Source organism: Paenibacillus sp. GM2FR, from assembly GCF_002803325.1.
Lineage (GTDB): Bacteria > Bacillota > Bacilli > Paenibacillales > Paenibacillaceae > Paenibacillus_AQ > Paenibacillus_AQ lautus.
This window is the reverse complement of sequence record NZ_MKZM01000008.1, coordinates 3,983,120-4,005,416: the sequence shown is the minus strand read 5'-3', so window position 1 is coordinate 4,005,416 and position 22,297 is coordinate 3,983,120. Positions and strand designations below refer to the sequence as shown.

The 22,297-nt window shown below is 50.8% G+C and carries 19 protein-coding genes; 18 read left to right on the top strand and 1 reads right to left on the bottom strand.

The window, feature by feature from the left end:
* The first annotated feature begins 341 nt into the window (after window positions 1–341).
* The 5 genes from citZ (at window position 342) to PAEVO_RS18090 (ending at window position 5,580) form a co-directional block, all read left to right on the top strand.
* The gene (gene citZ, locus PAEVO_RS18110; RefSeq protein WP_100538799.1) at window positions 342–1,454 is read left to right on the top strand and encodes a citrate synthase; all 1,113 of its coding nucleotides are present in this window, start codon (window positions 342–344) and stop codon (window positions 1,452–1,454) included.
* 144 nt (window positions 1,455–1,598) lie between these two features.
* Window positions 1,599–2,891, top strand: coding sequence for an NADP-dependent isocitrate dehydrogenase (icd, locus tag PAEVO_RS18105; protein WP_100538798.1), 1,293 nt, complete (start codon window positions 1,599–1,601; stop codon window positions 2,889–2,891).
* 14 nt (window positions 2,892–2,905) lie between these two features.
* A complete protein-coding gene (gene mdh, locus PAEVO_RS18100; protein WP_100538797.1) occupies window positions 2,906–3,847 on the top strand; it encodes a malate dehydrogenase in 942 nt (313 codons plus the stop codon).
* A gap of 152 nt (window positions 3,848–3,999) precedes the next feature.
* Window positions 4,000–4,425: a hypothetical protein gene (locus PAEVO_RS18095; protein WP_100538796.1), complete on the top strand. Its 426-nt coding sequence runs from the start codon at window positions 4,000–4,002 to the stop codon at window positions 4,423–4,425.
* A gap of 288 nt (window positions 4,426–4,713) precedes the next feature.
* Entirely contained in the window at window positions 4,714–5,580 is an 867-nt protein-coding gene (locus tag PAEVO_RS18090; RefSeq protein ID WP_100538795.1) for an SDR family oxidoreductase, read from the top strand.
* Window positions 5,581–5,712: 132 nt separating this feature from the next.
* Here the strand turns inward: PAEVO_RS18090 and PAEVO_RS18085 are convergent, their stop codons facing one another.
* Window positions 5,713–6,084: a hypothetical protein gene (locus PAEVO_RS18085; protein ID WP_394054277.1), complete on the bottom strand. Its 372-nt coding sequence runs from the start codon at window positions 6,082–6,084 to the stop codon at window positions 5,713–5,715.
* A 218-nt stretch (window positions 6,085–6,302) separates the two neighbouring features.
* On the opposite strand from PAEVO_RS18085, the gene PAEVO_RS18080 reads away from it, so the two are divergent.
* The 13 genes from PAEVO_RS18080 to PAEVO_RS18020 all read left to right on the top strand — a co-directional run bounded on the left by PAEVO_RS18080 (window position 6,303) and on the right by PAEVO_RS18020 (window position 22,290).
* The gene (locus PAEVO_RS18080) at window positions 6,303–7,856 is read left to right on the top strand and encodes a fumarate hydratase (protein WP_100538794.1); all 1,554 of its coding nucleotides are present in this window, start codon (window positions 6,303–6,305) and stop codon (window positions 7,854–7,856) included.
* Window positions 7,857–8,019: 163 nt separating this feature from the next.
* Entirely contained in the window at window positions 8,020–8,991 is a 972-nt protein-coding gene (locus PAEVO_RS18075) for a bile acid:sodium symporter family protein (protein WP_100538793.1), read from the top strand.
* 25 nt (window positions 8,992–9,016) lie between these two features.
* Window positions 9,017–10,831, top strand: a complete 1,815-nt coding sequence (gene pnpS / locus PAEVO_RS18070; protein ID WP_100538792.1) for a two-component system histidine kinase PnpS — start codon at window positions 9,017–9,019, stop codon at window positions 10,829–10,831.
* 70 nt (window positions 10,832–10,901) lie between these two features.
* Window positions 10,902–11,633 carry a response regulator transcription factor gene (locus tag PAEVO_RS18065; protein WP_100538791.1) on the top strand — a complete coding sequence of 244 codons (732 nt, stop codon included), beginning with the start codon at window positions 10,902–10,904 and terminating at the stop codon, window positions 11,631–11,633.
* A 176-nt stretch (window positions 11,634–11,809) separates the two neighbouring features.
* The gene (locus PAEVO_RS18060) at window positions 11,810–13,000 is read left to right on the top strand and encodes a methyl-accepting chemotaxis protein (protein ID WP_100538790.1); all 1,191 of its coding nucleotides are present in this window, start codon (window positions 11,810–11,812) and stop codon (window positions 12,998–13,000) included.
* Between the two features lie 127 nt (window positions 13,001–13,127).
* The gene (locus tag PAEVO_RS18055) at window positions 13,128–14,132 is read left to right on the top strand and encodes a PstS family phosphate ABC transporter substrate-binding protein (RefSeq protein WP_100538789.1); all 1,005 of its coding nucleotides are present in this window, start codon (window positions 13,128–13,130) and stop codon (window positions 14,130–14,132) included.
* A gap of 99 nt (window positions 14,133–14,231) precedes the next feature.
* Complete coding sequence (gene pstC / locus PAEVO_RS18050) at window positions 14,232–15,125, top strand: phosphate ABC transporter permease subunit PstC (protein ID WP_243390879.1); 894 nt, start codon at window positions 14,232–14,234, stop codon at window positions 15,123–15,125.
* A complete protein-coding gene (gene pstA / locus PAEVO_RS18045) occupies window positions 15,126–16,001 on the top strand; it encodes a phosphate ABC transporter permease PstA (protein WP_100538787.1) in 876 nt (291 codons plus the stop codon).
* Between the two features lie 48 nt (window positions 16,002–16,049).
* On the top strand, window positions 16,050–16,805 hold the full coding sequence (gene pstB, locus PAEVO_RS18040; protein ID WP_100538786.1) for a phosphate ABC transporter ATP-binding protein PstB: 756 nt from the start codon (window positions 16,050–16,052) through the stop codon (window positions 16,803–16,805).
* A gap of 53 nt (window positions 16,806–16,858) precedes the next feature.
* Window positions 16,859–17,518 carry a phosphate signaling complex protein PhoU gene (gene phoU, locus PAEVO_RS18035; RefSeq protein WP_100538785.1) on the top strand — a complete coding sequence of 220 codons (660 nt, stop codon included), beginning with the start codon at window positions 16,859–16,861 and terminating at the stop codon, window positions 17,516–17,518.
* A gap of 269 nt (window positions 17,519–17,787) precedes the next feature.
* Window positions 17,788–20,448: a DNA polymerase I gene (gene polA, locus PAEVO_RS18030; protein ID WP_100538784.1), complete on the top strand. Its 2,661-nt coding sequence runs from the start codon at window positions 17,788–17,790 to the stop codon at window positions 20,446–20,448.
* 145 nt (window positions 20,449–20,593) lie between these two features.
* Window positions 20,594–21,427, top strand: coding sequence for a DNA-formamidopyrimidine glycosylase (gene mutM / locus PAEVO_RS18025; RefSeq protein WP_100538783.1), 834 nt, complete (start codon window positions 20,594–20,596; stop codon window positions 21,425–21,427).
* Window positions 21,428–21,549: 122 nt separating this feature from the next.
* On the top strand, window positions 21,550–22,290 hold the full coding sequence (locus PAEVO_RS18020) for an MntP/YtaF family protein (RefSeq protein WP_100538782.1): 741 nt from the start codon (window positions 21,550–21,552) through the stop codon (window positions 22,288–22,290).
* Window positions 22,291–22,297: the final 7 nt, after the last annotated feature.

Sequence of the window (22,297 nt, the reverse complement as noted above, 5' to 3'; positions counted from 1 at the left end):
AGAATCGCTCATTCCTATACGTATGCAAGGAGTTTCAATATAAGGATAAAGAGTTGGAAAACGCTTGTCTTCATGATTCGACAATGAGAATTATCACAGGTATAATGGAATTGTAAGTGATTTCAAAAAAATGTTTATGGTGTCGATAAAACAATTTGATGCGGCGAATGTCGCTGCTCATGTTCACATATCAGACAAAATCCAGTATGATATGAGAAGGTTTGTGACTAGGACCATAGCAATTTTTTTGCGCGTTTTTCTTTTTTATCCGACTTCATGAAAATGTTTTCATGATTGTCAAAATAGTTCAGTTTATCCCGATCATAAAGGAGAGATGTTGCATGACAGCTACCAAGGGTTTGGAAGGCATTGTAGCTACCACCTCCGCGATTAGTTCGATCGTCGATGGCGTTCTGACTTACCGTGGATATGATATTGACGATCTCGCAGAACATGCAAGTTTTGAAGAGGTAGCCTATCTGCTCTGGTTCGGAAAACTTCCGAATGCCGAAGAGCTTAAAGCCCTTCAACAAGATTTGAGCGACTATGCTGCCATTCCGGATGAGCTTATCCAGCAGATCAAATTGTATCCGAAGGATACCAATACGATGGCTGCGCTTCGCTCAGCTGTATCCGCGCTTGCTCTGTATGACGCCGAAGGCGACGATATGAGCCGTGAATCGAACGAGAAGAAAGCGGTTAAACTTCAAGCGCAGCTTCCGACGATCATTGCTGCCATCGCCCGTGTTCGTCAGGGCAAAGAGCCGGTGGCTCCGAAAGCCGGCGTCTCCATCTCGGAGAATTTCCTGTATATGCTCAGAGGCGAAGACCCTGATCAGACTTCGATCAAGGCTCTGGACCAGGCACTGGTATTGCATGCGGATCACGAGCTTAACGCATCCACGTTTGCTGCCCGTGTAACCGTAGCCACGCTGTCCGACATATATTCCGGCGTTACTTCCGCCATTGGCGCGCTGAAAGGACCTCTGCACGGCGGCGCGAATGAAGCCGTCATGAAGATGCTGAACGAAGTCGGTTCGATTGATCGGGCTCAGGCTTACATTCAGGAGAAGCTGGACAACCGTGAAAAAATTATGGGCTTTGGACACCGCGTATACAAAAACGGCGACCCGCGAGCGAAGCATCTGCAAAAAATGTCCCGCGAGCTTGGTGAAATGAAAGGCGACACCACGCTGTACGACATGTCGGTATTGATCGACGAAACGGTTACCAACCAAAAAGGGCTGAAGCCGAACGTTGATTTCTATTCCGCATCGGTCTATACGCAGCTCGGCATCGAGCAGGAATTGTTCACGCCGATTTTTGCCATCAGCCGTGTATCCGGATGGACTGCGCACATTCTTGAGCAGTATGAAGGCAACCGTATCATCCGCCCGCGCGCAGAGTATACAGGGATGACCGACCAAAAATATGTGCCGATAGAACTTCGCTAAGTGGCTGGCAATCATGTACAATAGGCTAGAGAACCGCTCAAACGTGACTGAATCGCGGGTGGCGGGTTTCTCTGTGCCTATTCACGCGAGTATTTTGGGAATGGCTAGAGACAAGAACCATATTCTAAGGAGGAACTCATACTCATGAAATTGGAAAAATTCGCATTACCAACCGAAGGCGAGAAAATCACGATTGATAACGGAACCCTGCAGGTGCCTAACAACCCTGTCATTCCTTTTATTGAAGGTGACGGTACAGGCCGTGACATTTGGAAAGCTTCCAAGCGCGTCCTTGATGCAGCCGTAGAAAAAGCATACAACGGTTCCAAGAAAATTGCCTGGTATGAAGTATTTGCCGGTGAGAAGGCATACAATACATACGGTGAATGGCTCCCGAACGATACGCTTGAAGCGATTCGCGAGTACATCGTTGCTATTAAAGGACCACTTACAACGCCAATCGGCGGCGGTATCCGTTCCCTGAACGTTGCCCTTCGCCAAGAGCTGGACCTGTACACTTGCTTGCGCCCTGTTCGTTACTTCAACGGCGTACCATCTCCGGTAAAACGCCCTGAGCTGGTTGACATGGTTATTTTCCGTGAGAACACGGAAGACATCTACGCAGGTATTGAGTATAAAGAAGGCTCCGAAGAAGTGAAGAAAATGATCAAGTTCCTTCAAGACGAAATGGGAGCAAACAAAATCCGCTTCCCGGAAACGTCCGGTATCGGGATCAAGCCTGTATCCTCCGAAGGTTCCAAGCGTCTTGTGCGTGCAGCGGTTGAGTATGCGATCAAGCATGGCCGCAAATCCGTGACACTGGTTCACAAAGGCAACATCATGAAATTTACAGAAGGTGCCTTCAAAAACTGGGGGTACGAAGTGGCTGAAGCTGAATTCGGCGATAAAGTGTTCACTTGGGCTCAATACGATATCATCAAGGACAAAGACGGCGTAGATGCGGCTAACGCTGCTCAAAAAGCAGCTGAAGAGGCTGGCAAAATCATCGTTAAAGATGCGATTGCCGACATCGCGCTGCAGCAAGTTCTGACTCGTCCAACCGACTTTGATGTCATTGCGACATTGAACCTGAACGGGGACTATCTGTCTGACGCGCTGGCTGCACAAGTTGGCGGTATCGGTATCGCTCCAGGGGCTAACATCAACTATGTAACAGGACATGCGATTTTCGAAGCGACTCATGGTACAGCTCCGAAATATGCAGACAAAGACGTAGTCAACCCTGGTTCCGTTATCCTCTCCGGCGTCATGCTGCTTGAGCACCTCGGATGGCAGGAAGCGGCTGACCTGATCTACAAAGGTATGGAAACATCCATCAACAACAAAACTGTGACTTATGACTTCGCCCGCCTGATGGAAGGCGCTACCGAAGTGAAATGCTCCGAGTTCGCAGACGAAATCATTAAAAACCTGTAAGGAGGAGATTCATCGTGGCAATTACTCGTAAAAAGATTACGGTAGTAGGTGCTGGCTTTACAGGTGCGACTACCGCCCTGATGCTTGCTCAAAAAGAACTGGGTGATGTGGTGCTGCTGGATATCCCGCAGCTCGAGAACCCAACGAAAGGTAAAGCGCTGGATATGCTCGAAGCAAGTCCCGTTCAAGGATTTGACAGCAACATAGTCGGTACGTCCAACTATGAAGATGCAGCTAATTCCGATATCGTAATCATTACAGCAGGTGTAGCCCGCAAGCCGGGTATGAGCCGCGATGATCTCGTTAATACCAATGCAGGGATCGTAAAATCCGTATGTGAGAACGTGAAGAGTCACGCACCGAACTCCACGGTTATCATCCTGAGTAACCCGGTGGATGCCATGACCTATGTGGCATACAACACACTCGGCTTTCCTAAGAACCGCGTAATCGGTCAATCGGGCGTACTGGATACGGCACGCTATTGCACCTTCATCGCGCAAGAGCTGAACGTATCCGTTGAGGATGTCCGCGGTTTCGTTCTGGGCGGCCATGGCGATGACATGGTTCCGCTCGTTCGTTACTCTAGCGTGGGCGGCATTCCGATCGACACGCTGATTCCGGCTGAGCGCATTGAAGCGATTGTGCAGCGCACCCGGGTCGGCGGCGGCGAAATCGTCAACCTGCTGGGGAACGGCAGCGCATACTATGCGCCGGCTGCTTCCCTGGTCCAAATGACGGAAGCGATTCTGAAGGACAAGAAACGGATCATTCCGGTTATTGCACTTCTGGAAGGCGAGTACGGTTATGACAACCTGTTCATGGGCGTTCCGGCAATTCTCGGCGGAGACGGCATCGAGCGAATTTTCGAGCTTGAGCTGACTGGCGAAGAGAAAGCTGCACTTGATAAGTCAGCGGAATCCGTGCGTAACGTAACTTCGGTTGTGAACCTGTAATTGAATCAGGATTCACAAAATCGTCTAATAATGCAATCCCGTCCCGTGATTCGGGACGGGATTGCTTTTCTTTGGATGATCTCTCCAGTATAATAAGAGACGATGAACTTGATGTAATAAAAATCACACTTATGACTTTGGAGGAATTGTTTATGTGGAATGTGACATTTTTTCTGCATATGGTCGGCACGGCGGCGCTAGGGTTTTACTTGATCCTGCCGTTTGTTGTTGGCGGTATTCAGAAGCTGTCTCTCGGCGCTCAAGAAGGAGCCGTTAATACAATTCGAGTAGCGAACCGTTTTGCTCAGTACGGTTTGGTTATTCAGTTGTTGACTGGCGGATATATGATGTCCCAGGGCGAGTATTCGGTTCCTTGGATGATCATTGTAACGGTTCTGCTGCTGGCGATGTTTGCGATTGGAGGCATTATGGGCAAACCCCTGAAGAATGCGCTTGCAGGAATCCGCGAGAAGCGTGAAGTGAAGGAAGAAACGGGTAAGCTTAGTACATTCAGCGCGTTGTTGTCCCTCCTGCTGCTCGTCATGATTTTCTTCATGGTATTTAATGACATCATCTAAGAACAGCTACATATGAAAGAGAAGCCGTCCGTTTATTCGGGCGGTTTTTTGATGTTACAGCAATTATATATTCCGGGGGGTCCCGGCAAAATCTTGACTGGACTTTAGGCGCAAGGCCCGGTTTTTGAGGAGGGTTTTTGTTACGGGAAAAGAACCGCGCTTACGTTTGATCCCGTTCAATATGGGTAAAAACAATAGCGAAGGGCTTTTTATGAGAATAAGAAGCCGCGTCGAACGCATCCTATGAGAGGTAGTTTGAGATACTGACCTGAAAGGAGAAATGTTCATATGCCACAAGATCAACAGAAACAAACATTGCCGCCCCAGCATCAGGATCACAGACCCGGAACCGAATCGGAGATGCACCCAAAACCGGAGTTTGAAAGCAACGAGTACAAAGCAGCCGGTAAGTTACAAGGAAAGGTTGCGCTAATTACCGGAGGCGACAGCGGAATCGGCCGTGCGGTTGCGGTCCACTATGCCAAGGAAGGCGCGGACGTATCCATTGTGTATTTGAGCGAGCACAAGGATGCGGAAGAGACCAAGCGTCAAGTGGAGCAGGAAGGCCGTAAATGCCTGCTTATCGCCGGCGATGTTGGCGACGATGCGTTTTGCCGCGATGCGGTCACCGAAACCGTGGAGAAACTTGGGAAGCTCGATATTCTTGTCAACAACGCAGCCGAACAGCATCCACAGAAGAAGATTGAGGATATTACCAAAGAACAATTGGAGCGGACATTCCGTACGAATATATTCGGCATGTTCTATCTGACGCAGGCGGCGATGCCGCATCTGTCCAAGGGAAGCTCGATTATTAATACAACCTCCATTACGGCATATCGGGGAAGTCCGCAGCTGCTAGATTATGCATCAACCAAGGGGGCTATCGTAGCCTTTACGCGTTCGTTGTCGATGAACGTGGTCGGGCTAGGAATCCGGGTGAATGCCGTTGCGCCGGGACCGATCTGGACGCCGCTGATTCCTTCGACGTTCCCGCCGGATCAGGTAGCCGAGTTTGGGGCGACCCAGCCGATGAAACGTCCGGGCCAACCGGAAGAGCTGGCTCCTGCCTATGTATATCTGGCTTCAACCGACTCTTCCTATGTGAGCGGTCAAGTGATCCACGTGAATGGCGGCGAAGTCATTAACGGCTAAGACGTTTCGCTCGCTAACAACCGTTGGTTACAACATAACATGGAAAACAGAGCGGACATCCGGGGCTTCGGCCCGGATGTCCGCTATTTTATCATGGGTGAGTTTAGGAGAGGTTACGGGGCTTACGGAGAATCAGATGCTTCTAAAACCGGAAGGAAGCACGCCGGTTTCCCGGATCGCTCTGATCTGTGCCAGCGTCAAACGACGGTTGGAGCTGATAATGGATTCTGGCTCTTCGCCGCGAATAATATCATCCAGATCGGCGATGTTGGTGTTGCCGCGGAATACCCTGAATCTGCCCCTGAAATTCGTCTCCGAGAACAGGACCAGGGTTGCATTGGAACTGGTCGAGAAGAATCTCAAGCTTTCAATGTCCCCGAAAGTTCTCTCGAGATTACGGATCCCGACGTTACCACGAACTACAAATCGGCGTCCTCTGTAAAACTCGTTTCTAAACAAGGCAAGCCTTGGAAAGACCACCTGGGAGATTGAGGCTTTCATCATAGCAATCACCTCCTTTCCTTAACCAATATATGTGAGATTCATAGATTGGTATGGTCGATGCGACGGGGAAAATCAACACATTTTCTCTACTCTTTCATTTTTTGAAGTAAACCCTTTCATGTGCGAAATGATATGATATGATAACAATATTGGCCGTTTATAATGATTCTTTTTTGCTATCATGTCAGGGTTATGAAAGAGAGGAGTTTACCAACGTTATGAAATTATTTGAAGAGAGCATGTATCGACTGATTGTAGAAACCTCCACGAATTTGCCCGGGGATGTGCGAAGAGCAGTCAACCGCGGGCGAGCGTCTGAGGATGCGGCAACGCGAGCGGGGCTGGCACTGGCAACGATCGCTCAAAATATTGAGATGGCCGAGCAGGAAGTATCGCCGATCTGCCAGGATACCGGCATGCCAACATTCATCGTGCATACCCCGGTGGGTGCGAACCAAATCGAGATGAAGAAGGCGATTTACTCCGCAGTGATTCGTGCCACGAAGGATGGCAAGCTGCGTCCAAACTCGGTGGATTCGTTGACTGGCGCTAACAGCGGGGATAATCTCGGTCCTGGTACGCCCGTCATCCATTTCGAGCAATGGGAGCAGGATAAGGTGGATGTCCGTCTCATCCTGAAAGGGGGCGGCTGCGAGAACAAAAACATCCAGTACAGTCTTCCTGCAGAGCTTGAAGGGTTGGGGAAAGCGGGCCGCGATCTGGACGGAATCCGCAAATGCATCATGCATGCGGTGTATCAAGCTCAAGGACAGGGCTGCAGCGCCGGATTTATCGGCGTAGGCATTGGAGGCGACCGGACGACCGGTTACGAGCTTGCGAAGCATCAGCTGTTCCGTCATGTGGAAGATGTGAATCCGAATGAAGATTTGGCGAAGCTCGAAGATTACATATTGGAAAATGCAAATAAGCTGGGGATCGGCACGATGGGCTTTGGCGGAGAAGTTACGCTGCTCGGCTGCAAGATCGGTGCGATGAACCGTTTGCCGGCAAGCTTTTTTGTATCGGTTGCTTATAACTGCTGGGCATTCCGCCGTCAAGGCGTATTGGTTGAACCGGAAACCGGGGAGATCACAGACTGGCTGTATGAAGCGGGCAGCGAGGTGCAGATGAACGCAAATTCCGAAACGGCTGTTTCTCAAGCCGAGGACTCCGGACCAAGTGATTCCAAGAGCCGCGAGGTGGTCCTGCAGACGCCAATCAGCGAGGAGCAAATTCGTTCCCTGCGCGTTGGGGATGTGGTGGTTATCCGAGGCGAGATGCATACCGGACGGGATGCGCTTCATAAATACCTGATGGATCACGATGCTCCTATCGATCTGAACGGATCCGTGATTTATCACTGCGGCCCGGTTATGATGCAGGATGAAGAGGGATGGCATGTCAAGGCGGCAGGCCCGACAACCAGCATTCGTGAGGAACCGTACCAGGGCGATATTTTGAAAAAATTCGGCATTCGCGCGGTCATCGGAAAAGGCGGCATGGGTCCCAAGACGCTTCAAGCGCTGCAGGAGCATGGCGGCGTGTATCTGAATGCGATCGGCGGGGCCGCCCAGTATTATGCGAGATGCATCAAAAAAGTAAACGGCGTGGATTTCATGGAGTTTGGCATTCCGGAAGCGATGTGGCATTTGGAGGTCGATGGCTTTGCCGCCATCGTCACGATGGATTCGCACGGAAACAGCCTGCATGCCGATGTGAGCAAGGATTCGGCACAGAAGCTGGCCATGTTTAAAGATCCGGTGTTCTCCTAATCCATAGCATATGAAGAAGCATTGATTGGCCACAATGAGCCGGTCGATGCTTTTTTGTTGAGCTTGGGATTGGGACTCTTATTTCGAATTTTCGTTGCGGTTTTCGCACGCTCCGGTTTATGATGAAAGTCAAATACGTCAATTCAGTCATAGGAGGAAACAGGTGAGAAGTTTTGGACTGGCCTTTGCATCTTGGTTTGAAAAGTACACCTTTCTCTTGATTCCCGGCTCGCTGGTGCTAGGCTGGCTGCTTTCGGATGTTTTGCTGGACTTTGTACACTGGATTCCTTATCTATTCGGTTATATCACGCTGGTTATGGCGCTTGGCTGTGGGATCCGTCATCTGCAAGGGGTTCGCAAACGCCCCTTTGCCGTTATGTTAACGCTCTTTCTTGCCCATGCGGCAGCTCCGTTGCTTGCCTATGGACTGGGCTCGGCCGTGTTTGGTGCGCACTCGGATTATACGATCGGCTTGCTGTTATTTGCGATCATTCCGCTGGGAATATCCTCGGTGATGTGGGTCGGTAGCTCCGGCGGCAGCGTTCCGTTCATCTTAGCGGTGGTCGTGCTGGATACCATACTCAGTCCGCTAGTCGTCCCGGCTTTGATGGATATGTTTATCGGAGATGCGCTGGTTACCTGGAATGCGTCTGAGCTGATTCTCGATTTGCTGACGATGGTGGTATTGCCCACTCTGATCGGGGTGATGCTGTATGAAGGTTCCAAAGGACGGATTAAGGACTGGTCGGCTCCCGTAGCCCAGCCGATATCGAAGCTGTTTTTTATGCTTGTGGTTATGCTGAATGCAGCAGCCATCGCTCCCCATGCAGCAGGCATGAAAGAGGAGATGCTGGTGGTCGTCCCGGTTGTCTTCACGCTGATTGTGATCTGTTATTTGCTTGGTTATTTTGGCTCGTATGCGATGCTGGGACCGACACGGGAAATGCAAATTACATTTACATACGCGTCCGGAATGCGTAATATATCACTCGGGATGGTGCTGGCTACAACTTATTTCTCACCCCAGGCTTCGATCCCGGTAGTGCTGGGCATTATGTTCCAGCAGCCGGCGGCAACCTTCATTCATGCGTTATTTCACCGAAGACGCACACGGACGGTAAGTTATCCAAAATGACCACGCGGCAGAAAGAGGAGAGACCATGAGGCAGTATCGCAATCGTTTGACTCTAATTATGCTTACTTTAATTGGGTTATCTATGCTCGCGGCAGGACTGGCTATGGTGACGGTATTCAAGCAGTCCCATATTCAGCTGCTGGAGGACAATATGGTCCGGGAGATACGGCTTCTGCAGACCATGATGGAGTTTCCGGATACGGACAGCGCGGATGCTATTTCGTATTATACCAACAGATCCGTGCAGCTTGAGGAACTGTCCGATGCGAGAGTGACGTTTATATTGAAGGATGGTAAGGTGATCGGGGATTCGGAGAGTGATCCGTTAACCATGGATAACCACGCTAATCGTGAGGAGATGCTTGAAGCCGTAAAAGAAGGCCGCGGGAGTACCATTCGTCGGAGCGATACGCTTGAGCAGGACATGCTGTATGTCGCTCTTCCGGTCAAGGCCGGAGAGAATTTCGACGGATTCGTCAGATTGTCCGTCAGTCTCAAGGAAGTGGACCAGGGAGTCAAACAAGGCTGGACTGTGATGGGGATCGGCCTGCTGGTGCTGTTCTTGATTGCTGCCTTGGTGAGTTATCGCGTTGCCAAGGGCTTGACATCGCCGCTGGAGAAGATCACGCGCGTAGCCAGACGGATATCGCGCCTAGAATATGATGCGAGGGTGAAGATTCACCGTAAAGACGAGATCGGTCAATTGGCGCAAGCCATTAACGGAATGGCCGACAGCCTACAGACCCAGCTGCGGACGATACGGGATAATGAAGATTTGCTGCAAAGCGTTCTAAACAATATGACAGGCGGTATTGTCATGGTGAGCGGGGCAGGCCAGATCATTCTTGTGAACCGTGCTGCCGAGAAAATGCTCGGCATTAATGCCGAAGTGATAACAGGCAAATCGTACCGTGAGCTCAAGCAGCATTATGAATTGACCAAACTGATGGAGGAAGGCCTGGAGAGCAAGGAAGGCTTCCATGAGGAGCGCAACATTTATTATCCGGTGGAATCGATCATCCGCCTGGATGGGGTTGCGATGATGCAAGAGGAAGAGCAGGAGTCTTATCGAGGCATGCTGTTCCTGCTGCAGGATGTAAGTGATATCCGCAGACTTGAACGCATGCGGAGCGAATTCGTAGCCAACGTATCTCACGAGCTGAAGACTCCGCTTGCCGCGGTTAAAGGGTTTGCCGAAACGCTGCTTGGCGGCGGGGTTACTGATGAGAAGACATCTCGCTCCTTCCTCCAGATTATCTATGACGAGTCCGAACGGCTGAACCGGCTGATCGGTGACATTCTGGAGCTGTCCAAGATCGAATCCAAGCGGATTCAGATGGATTACTCGCCGATTCATCTGTCGGCGTTCTTTGATACGATATCCGAAATGATGCGCACGGTCGCGGAGAAGAAGCGGATCAGCCTGGAGCTCGACATTCCGGAAGAGCTGTTTATGGAGGGGGACGAGGACAAGCTCCGCCAGATTTTTATGAATCTGCTCTCGAATGCGATCAGTTACACGCAAGAAGGCGGACGAGTAAAATTAACGGCTCGTGAAAAGCATAGTAATGGGAATGCCGAGGATATTGTGGAATTCATTGTTAAGGATTCCGGGATTGGCATTCCGAAGAAAGACCTTCCCCGTATATTTGAACGATTCTATCGGGTGGATAAAGCGCGTTCGCGCGGATCAGGCGGAACGGGGCTTGGACTATCGATCGTGAAGCATCTGGTGGATCTTCATCACGGAACCATCAAGGTGGAGAGCGAGCTGGGAATCGGCAGCTCCTTCATCATTGAGCTCCCGGTATTGCAGGAAACGGCCGATACAGGAAGTTAACACTCCGTTAACATTCTGTTGATATACTTGCATGAGCAGTCCAATTATCAAGATAAGGGCGGGGGTAACATTGACGCAACGCATGCTTGTTATTGAAGATGAGCCGACACTTTCGCGGCTGTTGTCCTACAATCTGACACAGGAAGGCTTTCAAGTCGAGGTAGAGGAACACGGTACCGCAGGTTACGAGAAAGCGTCGCACCATGAATATGATCTGATTCTGCTGGATGTCATGCTGCCTGGCATGAACGGCTTTCAGATTTTGGAGAAGCTTCGCAGCAACGGAATTACCACGCCGATCATCATTCTGACCGCGAAGAACGCCGAGGAGGAAGTTGTTCAAGGCCTGAAGATGGGGGCGGATGACTATATTACCAAGCCATTTGGCGTATCTGAGCTGCTGGCCCGTGTATCGGCCGTCATGCGCCGGGTGTCCGGTCACGCCGATGAAGTAAAGACGACAGACCATCAAGGAAATGTCATTTCACTTGGACAGCTGGAAATCTATCCTGAGAAATACGAGGTCCGGCTTGGCGGTCAGAGCATTAATCTCCGGCCGAAAGAATTTGAGGTGCTGCTCTACCTGGCCAAAAAACCGGGCGTAGTGTTAACGAGGGATGATCTGATGAACGTGGTCTGGGGCTTCGATTATATCGGCGGTCAGCGAACCGTGGACGTTCATGTGAGTTCCCTGCGCAAGAAGCTTGAGCTCGATCCTGAATCTGTACACATTGACTCCATTCGCGGGGTTGGTTATAAACTCGTAGTGAATCCGAAAAAAGGCTCCCATCATTCCGTTTGAAATGATGAGGGGTCTTTTTTTTTGGGTCTTTGGTCAGATTCTGACCTGTCTAATGTCTCATATCCCGGCCATGATCCTTCCGTAGTTTACACTCCCTTAATCATTCGAGTATATTCCCATAATACTTGTCCGGTAAGATGCGTCTAAAGGACCAGATGAAGAAGGGGTGAAGGCGCATGACACTGCTTCAAACCAAACCGAATCAGACAGAGAGAATGAAGATGGAGGTAGAGCCGGAACTTGATGAACAAGTAACAAGCGAGCCTGAAGCAGGCGCATTATATCGGCATTACATAAGAAGGGTCCCTGTTATAAGAAAATCTGAATCCTGCCTCGATGTGCTGAATGTGTTTACGAAGGACCACCGTATTCCGTGCGTTATTTATTGCGATGAGGCAGATACACCGGCAGGACTGATCATGCGGGATGTCTTTTACCAGCGAATGATGGGCAGGTTTGCCGTTGACCTGTATTACTCCAAGCCCGCCTTTCAGTTTGCGGACCATCAACCGATGCGTGTCGATATTTCCGAGAAGGTCGGAACGCTGCTGGAATGGTCCCTGCAGCGCCCGGATTCAAAATTTTACGATTGTGTCCTGATCACGGAGGCTGACCGGCTGCTGGGCGTGCTTACCGTCCGGGATCTGATGAGTCTGTCCAGCGGGCTTCAAGCGGAAGCGGAAGAGAAGCGGGAACTGATCCTGCAGGAAAGCTACCGGCATACTCGGAACATTCAATCCTCGTTAACTGAAGTCCGAACGGCAGCAGCGAGAACAAACTCGGAATGTATACGCATGAGGGAGTGGTCACAAACCGGGAAGGAGAAATTGGATCTTGTCCGGACCTCGTACCTTGGCCTTGTGGAGGATATGACGAAGCGTGAAGGCCAGGCCTCCGAGCTCGCTGCCGATGCCAGCCGAATATTTTCCATCACCGGCATGATTACCGAGCTTGCAAACCAAAGCAGTCTGCTGGCCATGAATGCCTCGATTGAAGCCGCACATGCCGGCGAGCATGGGCGGGGATTTCAAGTGGTTGCGGCAGAGGTACAATCGCTGGCAAAACAAACGCGCAAGCTGTCAGGGGACATATCGCAGCTGCTCGAGCACATCCAGCGCCTGGCAGCAGATACAGCCAAGGGGGCAGTTTCATCGCTCAGGGAAATCCAATCCTGCGAGGGGTATGTAACGGAAGGTGCCCAGATGTTTAATGAGATGGACAACGCCGTTCAAGAGGTTCAGAAGTCCGGTAATCACGTTTATCAACTGGCCGAGGAAACCGTGAAGCGTGTGGAGCGGGTCAAGGATGAGCTTGCCGGAATGAACACCGGTGAAAATTCGATCATGGAAGAAAGTTCGAATCTATAACTCTACTTTTATTAAATATTTTACACTACGTTTACATTTCTCAGAAACTGCTATTACATTCCGGGATTAATATCAATATTGTAAGTAGGAAGTAGAGACAACAACCATTTTGAAGGAGTGGATTCGTTTGTTTAAAAGAAGGGGTCGTAAACCAGCAGGTATTCTCGTATTGGTGTTAATGCTGAGCACGCTTTTGGCGGCATGCGGAGGAGGAACAACTTCCGGCGGTGCTTCCGGAGAAACTACAGACAACGGTTCAGCACAGCAAAACGAAGGAAGTACTGCAACAGCTTTGTCAGGAACGATTGAGATTGACGGTTCCAGCACACTGCATCCATTAACCGAAGCGATTGCTGAAGAGTTCGGCGCAGCTAACCCGGATGTCCGCATTCCGATTGGAACAGGCGGAACAGGTGGCGGATTCAAACGCTTCAATAATGGAGAGATTCCAATTTCCAATGCATCCCGTCCAATTAAAGACAGTGAAGCTGAAGAAGCAAAATCCAAAGGCATTACCTATCATGAGGTTCTGGTAGCTTATGACGGATTGTCCGTTGTTGTTAACCCGGACAATGATTTCGTAGATAAATTGAGCGTAGATGAGCTTAAGAAAATTTATGAGCCGAACAGCACTGTAAAAACATGGGCTGACGTTCGTGAAGGATGGCCGGCAGAGGAAATCAAAATTTACTCGCCAGGTACAGACCACGGAACATTCGATTACTTCACAGAAGCGATCAACGGTGAAGCGCAAGCAAGCAGAAACGATAGCCAAATTACGTTCAGTGCCGATACAAACGCAGTTGTACAAGGGGTTGCCGGCGACAAGAACTCCATCGGATACTTCGGATTCTCGTTCTATGAAGAGAACCAAGACAAATTGAAGCTGGTTCCGATCGATAACGGTACGGCTACCGTAGCTCCAAGCATGGAAACGATCAAGGATAACAGTTATGCTCCATTGTCCCGTCCGCTGCTGCTCTATGTTAACGATAAAGAGCTTGAGCGTCCAGAAGTGAATGCGTTCATGAACTTCTACCTTGATAATGCCGCTAGTCTTGCTGGCGAAGTTGGTTTCGTACCGCTTCAAGATGAACAGTACAAAGAAGAAAAAGACAAGTTGGCAAAATAATTTAAAGACTACATGCCCGAAGGGAATCCTTCGGGCAACCGATAGAAAGGGAAGAGGAGAATGAACAAAACTTCACCCGTGGCGGTAAACACAAAAAGCATGACATTCCGTCGAAGCAAAACGCGCACCTCAGACAAAATCATTCCAATCCTGCTCGGCTTGTGTGCCATGCTTTCGGTGTTTACTACCATCGGTATTGTATATACGCTTCTACAGGAATCCGTGATCTTCTTCAAGGAAGTGCCGGTATGGTCCTTTCTGACAGGAACGACATGGAGTCCGATTCTCCCTCCAAAAGAATTCGGCGTGCTGCCCCTGCTGGGCGGCACATTGCTGATTACAGGCATTGCGATCTTATTCGCAGTGCCTATCGGCTTGGCATGCGCTATTTATCTTAATGAATACGCTCCTGCCCGGGTTCGGGGGGTTGTAAAGCCAGTGCTCGAGGTATTGGCTGGTGTACCAACGATTGTTTATGGATATTTTGCGCTTGAAACGGTAACGCCATTCCTTCAAAAGATTTTTCCCGATATGGGTATATTCAATGCGCTAAGTGCGGGTATTGTGGTAGGGATCATGGTCCTGCCTATGATTTCGTCTCTAAGTGAAGATGCGATGCGCGCGGTACCTAAAAGCCTTCGTCACGGAGCATACGCGCTGGGTGCTACCCGATTTGAGGTTGCGCTGAAAATTGTGCTGCCTGCCGCTCTGTCGGGGGTCGTATCATCCTTCGTATTGGCATTCTCGCGCGCGATTGGCGAAACGATGATCGTAACGGTTGCGGCCGGCGCTACGCCGCAGCTGACGCTGAATCCGCTGGATAGCATTCAGACGATGACTTCTTATATCGTTCAGGTAAGTATGGGTGATGTTCCGCGCGGAACGATTGAATACGGCACGATTTTTGCTGTAGGTCTGACCTTGTTTGTCATCACCTTCTTGCTTAATATATTGGCGCAGTGGGTCGCTCGCCGCTTCAGGGAGGAATACTAGATGGAACAATTGAATCTGGGAGATAGCAAAGGAATCAACCGGAGACGCCGTAGTGACCAGACGCTGCACATGATATTCCTGGCTTGTACCAGTATCGGTATTCTTGCCTTGATGGCTTTGATTGTCACGATCGTGATGGATGGTGTTCACAGACTCTCACCTGATCTGTTCACCAACTTTCCGTCACGTATCGCGGATAAAGCAGGACTGAAATCGCCGATTGTCGGCACGGTTTATCTGCTTCTGCTCATGGCCCCGCTGTCCTTCGTATTAGGCGTGGGCGCAGCGATCTTTCTCGAAGAGTATGCAGGACGCAGCCGCTGGGTTCGGCTGATTCAGCTGAATATCAGTACGCTTGCAGGGGTTCCTTCTATTATATACGGTATCCTGGGACTGGCGATTTTTGTACGCGGCATGAATCTTGGCCGCAGCCTGCTCTCCGGGGTATTAACGATGACGCTGCTGGTGCTGCCGATTATTATCGTTGCCGCTCAGGAGGCGCTTCGCGCCGTGCCTAAGAACCGGCGCGATGCTTCTTATGCGCTGGGCGCAACGAAATGGCAAACGGTATCCAGCGCCGTGCTCCCGTCAGCGATTCCAGGAATTATGACCGGGGTTATCCTGGCTTTGTCTCGTGCGATCGGCGAAACCGCACCGCTGATCATGATTGGTGCCTTAACGTACGTGGCCTTCTTGCCGGAAAATCTGCTCGATTCGTTTACTGTCATGCCGATCCAGATCTTTAACTGGGTATCAAGACCAAGTGAGGCTTTCCACGAACTGGCGGCTTCGGGTATTATTCTGTTGCTCATCATGCTGTTCATCATGAACATTGCAGCCGTATGGATCCGGAACAAGTATTCGAAGAACATCTAAGATACGCATAAGCAGATCTAATCGTGAAAAAGGAGACATGAATAAGATATGGAATCCATCATACAGATTAAGAAATTAAACCTTTACTACGACACGTACCATGCGCTTAAAAACGTGGATCTGGACATTCCGGAGAAAACGGTGACGGCGTTCATCGGACCGTCGGGCTGTGGTAAGTCAACGCTGCTGCGTACGCTGAATCGGATGAACGACATGATTCCTTCCACACGGATTGAAGGCAGCGTTCAAATCGGCGGGACCGAAATCTACAGCGAGGAAGTCCACGTTGAAGCCCTGCGCAAGCAGATAGGGATGGTATTCCAGCAGCCGAACCCGTTTCCTAAATCGATCTATGACAACATCGCCTACGGGCCTCGTCTCCACGGGATCCGCAGTAAAGCGGAGCTTGATCAAATCGTGGAACAAAGCTTGAAACAAGCCGTGCTGTGGGATGAAGTCAAAGATTATCTCAAGCGGTCCGCGCTGAGCTTGTCCGGCGGCCAACAGCAGCGTCTGTGCATTGCCCGGGCACTTGCCGTACAGCCGGATATCCTGCTGATGGACGAAGCCACGTCCGCGCTGGACCCGATCTCGACACTGAAGATCGAAGAGCTGGTGCAAGAGCTGAAGAGCAAATATACCATCGTCATGGTTACGCACAATATGCATCAGGCTGCACGCGTATCCGGGCAGACGGTATTTTTCCTGAATGGCGAAGTGGTTGAATCCGCAAACACCGATACGCTGTTCTCGACACCGTCGGATGCACGTACCGAGGATTATATCTCGGGCCGGTTCGGTTAAGCCATTATCACGACTATGATCTTTCTTAAAAGTAGATAGGAGGAGCATCACATATGATCCGGAGAATTGAGTTTGATCAGCAGCTTGATGAGCTGAAAACCTTGCTGCAGGATATGGGCAAGCATATGGAGGAGGCACTGGCAAGCAGCGTAGAGTCTCTCCAGACCTTGGATGCGGAGAAAGCGCAGGCGGTTATCAAGAATGATGTGCAGTTAAACACAATGGAAGAGCAGATCATGGACATCGGCTCCCGCTTGATCGTGACCCAGCAGCCTGTGGCGAAGGATTTGCGCCGGATTTTGGTTGCTTTCCGAATCGCCAGCGATTTGGAGCGTATGGGAGACTTGGCTCGGGATGTCGCTAAAGTTACGATCCGTCTGCAAGGCCAGAAACTGATCAAGCCTTTGGTGGATCTTCCGCGGATGTCGGATTTGGTGCGTGCGATGGTTTCGGAATCCATCGAGTCCTATCTGACGGAAAATACGGATCTGGCTTATAAAATGGCCCAGGATGACGATCAGGTCGATCATTTGTACAGCGTCATTCTGCAGGATCTGTATGCGCATCTAACCTCCGATCCGGATTCGGCCAATCAGGCGATGCTGCTGATCATGGTGGGCCGTTACATTGAACGGATCGCCGACCATGCGACGAACATTGGAGAGAGCACCGTGTACCTTGTAACGGGTCACCGTCCCGACCTCAATCAATAGCATAATGAATTAGTCAAACGCTGGCGAAAGCTGGCGTTTTTTTGCGAGAATTTAGAAAATTCCAGCGAAGCGGAAGCAATTCTTTAATCGCATTTATATATTGGGGGCCCCCGCAAAGTATTTGGAATAAGCATCGAAGCACAGGCTCCACTTTGTGGGGTTATTTTGCGTATGATTAGGAAATCATCGTGAATCGAACGGATTGTTCGGAATTGACGGTAACCTATGTTATCATGTGGAAAGGAAGTTATATTGGTGCGAGGTGTTCTATGGACAAGCTGATTTTAATTGATGGAAATAATATCATTTACCGGGCATTCTTCGCGATGCCGCCGCTGACTAATGCCAGCGGACAGCAGACGAATGCGGTTTACGGCTTTACAACCATGCTGCTTCGCTTGATTGAGGAGCATAAGCCGACCCATATGATGGTCGCATTCGACGCAGGCAAGGAAACGTTCCGGCATGCGGATTTTCAGGATTACAAGGGTGGTCGCCAGAAGACACCTCCCGAGCTCTCCGGACAATTCCCTTTGCTGAAGGAGCTGCTGAAAGGCCTAGGCGTATCCCAGTTTGAAATCGGCGGTTATGAGGCCGATGACATTATCGGCACCATTACCCGTCAGGCTGACGAAGCCGGCCGGAAGGTGATGGTCGTATCCGGGGATAAGGATATGCTGCAGCTGGCTTCGGAGCATACTACGATCGCGATGGTCCGCAAGGGCGTTACCGATATCGAGTATTACGGACCGGAACAGATTAAGGAGCGATATAACCTGACGCCTGATCAGATTATCGACCTTAAGGGACTAATGGGCGATGCTTCCGATAACATTCCCGGCGTTCCTGGAGTGGGTGAGAAGACGGCCCTGAAGCTGCTTCATGAATTTGGGTCCGTTGAAGCCGTGGTGTCACGCACAGATGAACTGAAGGGCAAGATGAAAGAGAAAATCGAAGAGCATGCCGATTCCGCCATACTCAGCAAGAAGCTGGCTACGATCTTCCGCGAAGTACCGCTGGAGCAGTCGCTGGATGAAATGGCATTTACAGGCCTGAATGAAGAGACGGCAGGACCTGCACTGGCGAAGCTGGAGTTTAAATCGCTAATTGAACGGTTAAACCTAAGCACAAGCGGAATGGGCGGAGATGCGGCTGAATCGAAGCCCGAAGCGAAGATTGACGTGACCCTTGTGGACACAAAGGGGCTTAAGGAGGTTGCCGATAATCTGACCCAGGTGACCGTACTCCATGTAGAGACGCATGGGGACAACCCTCATCATGCCGAGGTGATCGGACTCGCGCTCGCTACAGAGGAACGACAGTACTTCATTCCGTTTGAGGTTCTGAAGTCGGAAGGGGCAGAGCCTGTCCGTACTTGGCTTGCCGACAGCGAGATCCCTAAACGCGGTTATGATCTGCACCGCATTGATCTGGCCCTCCATTGGCAGGGCATCGCTTTTGCCGGCGCGGCATTCGACGTTCATCTGGCTGCATACCTGCTGGACCCGACCGAATCCAATCAAAGCCTTAGCGGCCTGGCCTCCAAATACGGGCTTGCGTATCTTCAAGCCGATGAGGACGTGTTCGGTAAAGGAGCAAAGTACAAGGTTCCCGATATGGAGAAGCTCAGCGAGCACATGGCCAGAAAATGTTTGGCCGTATCCGAATTGGTACCTGTTCAGGAGAAGGAACTGGCTTCCAATGAAATGCTGCCGCTGTTCCATGAGCTGGAGATGCCGCTGTCCCGAATTCTGGCCGATATGGAGAAGCAGGGCATTGCCGTTAATGCGGAGGCTTTGAAGGAGCTGGGTCGCGAGTTTGAAGAACAGATCGAGAAGCTCGTACATGAGATTTATGAGATTGCCGGGACGGAATTCAATCTCAATTCGCCTAAACAGCTGGGCGAAATTCTGTTTGTGAAGCTGGAGCTTCCGGTCATCAAGAAGACCAAAACCGGTTATTCTACCGATGCCGAGGTGCTGGAGAAGCTTGCGCCTTATCACGATATTGTCCGCTTGATTCTGAAGTATCGTACCTTGGCCAAGCTGCAATCCACCTATGTGGAAGGTCTTCTGAAGGAGATTTCATCACAGACTGGTAAAGTGCACACGTACTATCGCCAGACGATTGCCGCAACGGGGCGTCTGAGCAGCCAATACCCGAATTTGCAGAACATTCCGATCCGTCTGGAGGAGGGCCGCAAGCTGCGCAAGGTCTTCGTTCCGTCCGAGCCGGGCTGGAGCATTTTGGCGGCGGACTACTCCCAGATTGAGCTGCGCGTGCTTGCGCATATCTCGGATGATGAGCGGCTGAAGGAAGCCTTCGTCCACGATATGGACATCCACACCAAGACCGCGATGGACGTGTTTGGAGTCGGCGTGGATGAGGTGGATTCCAATATGCGCCGATCCGCGAAGGCGGTTAACTTCGGCATTGTGTATGGAATCAGCGACTATGGCTTGTCCCAGAACCTGAATATTACCCGGAAGGAAGCCGCGGCGTTCATCGACCAGTATTTCGAGGTATTCCAGGGTGTGCGGCGTTATATGGACGTGATCGTCAAGCAGGCGAAGCAAGACGGCTATGTGAAAACATTGCTTGAACGCAGACGCTATCTGCCAGAGATTAACGCCAGCAACTTTAACCTGCGGTCTTTTGCCGAGCGGACGGCGATGAATACGCCGATTCAGGGAACCGCTGCGGACATTATCAAGCTGGCCATGGTCCATATGGACAAGGCGCTGCATGATCGTCAATTGAAGAGCCGCATGCTGCTTCAGGTGCATGATGAATTGGTGTTCGAGGTGCCGGAGGATGAGCTGGAGATCATGAAGGAATTGGTGCCGGACGTGATGAGTCAGGCACTGAAGCTGTCGGTACCGCTGAAATCGGAAGTCAGCTATGGCGAGAACTGGTACGAAGCGAAGTAAAGCTGCACACGGTGCCAGCCGATAGAGGATTGTTTACAGGGATCATGGCGTGAAGAGGGGGGCCATATGCACCATACCTTTCCACAAAACCATGGTCCCGCTCTGTCCCAACTTCCGGTATAATGGGAGATGAGGTGAAGTCATTATGCCGGAATTGCCGGAAGTAGAAACCGTGAAACGAACACTTAACCAATTGATTAAAGGTAAGCATATAGATCATGTATCCGTACATCTGCCGCGGATTATACAGCGTCCTGACGATATTGAGGCCTTTGCGTTTATGTTGAAGGATCATACCGTGGAAGGCGTAGAGCGCCGCGGGAAATTTTTGCGGATATTGCTGGACGGACTGGTGATCGTGTCGCATCTTCGGATGGAAGGGCGTTACGGGCTGTACCCTGCCGAGGAGCCGGTGGAGAAGCACACCCATGTCATATTCCATTTCTCGGACGGCACGGAGCTGCGCTATAAGGACGTACGCCAATTCGGAACGATGCATCTCTTTGCAACAGGGGAAGAGTTCCAGCATGCTCCGCTTGCCAAGCTGGGGTATGAGCCGCTGGATGATACGTTTACATTCGGAACCTTCAAGGAAGTCATCGGCAGCAAGAAAACGAAGATTAAGGCGGTGCTGCTGAATCAGGCATATGTGGTCGGCATCGGCAATATATATGTCGATGAGGCATTGTTTCGAGCCAAGATTCATCCGGAGCGTAATGCTAACAGCCTGAAGGATGCCGAGCTCAAGCGACTGTATCATGCGATTGTGGATACACTGTCCGAAGCCGTAGACGCGGGTGGATCTTCCATAAAGTCCTATGTCAATGGACAGGGTGAAATGGGGATGTTCCAGCATAGTCATCAGATTTACGGACGGAAGGACAAGCCGTGTCATACATGCGGCGGACCGATTCATAAGATCGTGGTTGGCGGACGGGGGACCCATTTCTGCCCGAAGTGTCAGCCGGTAAAGAAGTAATCCAATAGGCGTGCACCCATTCCTTTCCCTACACATATAATGTGGAACATATGTGGAGCGCATGGAGCTGCTCTTCTTCATGAATGAGCCGCTTGATGTGGAGCTTACGAGGAGGGAAAAGGGTGCTCAGTCATATTTTCTCGTCTGCGCTGCTGGCCATGGCGTTAAGCCTGGACGGATTTGGCGCGGGGGTTACATACGGTCTGCGCAAAACAAGGATACCGCTGCTGTCTGTATTGATCATCTCGCTATGTTCCGGCTTGGTGCTCGGCGCCTCCATGCAGGCAGGCGCGCTGTTGCAGCGGTTCTTATCCCCATCTGTGGCGTCCGTGATCGGAGCCGCCATTTTGATTCTGCTGGGCTTATGGTCTCTATATCAGCAAGTTCGCAGAAAAAACGAGTCTGATGTGCAGCCGGTTTCTAATAGGGATATTTCCCAGTCCCTTATGGAAACGAAGGCGGCTGACTATCAAGTGAAATCACGACGTGAGGTTAACACGGCAGGTCAAGAGCATGTTCAGCGGGCGGTATTCTCTCTTGAGATTCCAAAGATCGGCATTGTCATTCAAATTCTCCGCAGTCCATCAAAAGCGGATCTGGACGACTCCGGCAGCATCTCCCCGTGGGAGGCGATGTGGCTCGGGATCGCGTTATCGCTCGATGCGTTCGGAGCAGGACTTGGCGCTGCCATGCTGGGCTTCTCACCGCTAGGTACGGCAGCTATCGTTTCCTTGTTTAGCGGGATATTCCTGGTGCTGGGCATGAGGGTTGGTTTACGCTTTGCATCCAAGGGCGGCATGCGTTTTATCTCTTATTTGCCTGCTTTTTTGTTAATCGTCATGGGTATAATGAAGCTGTTATGAGGTGAAG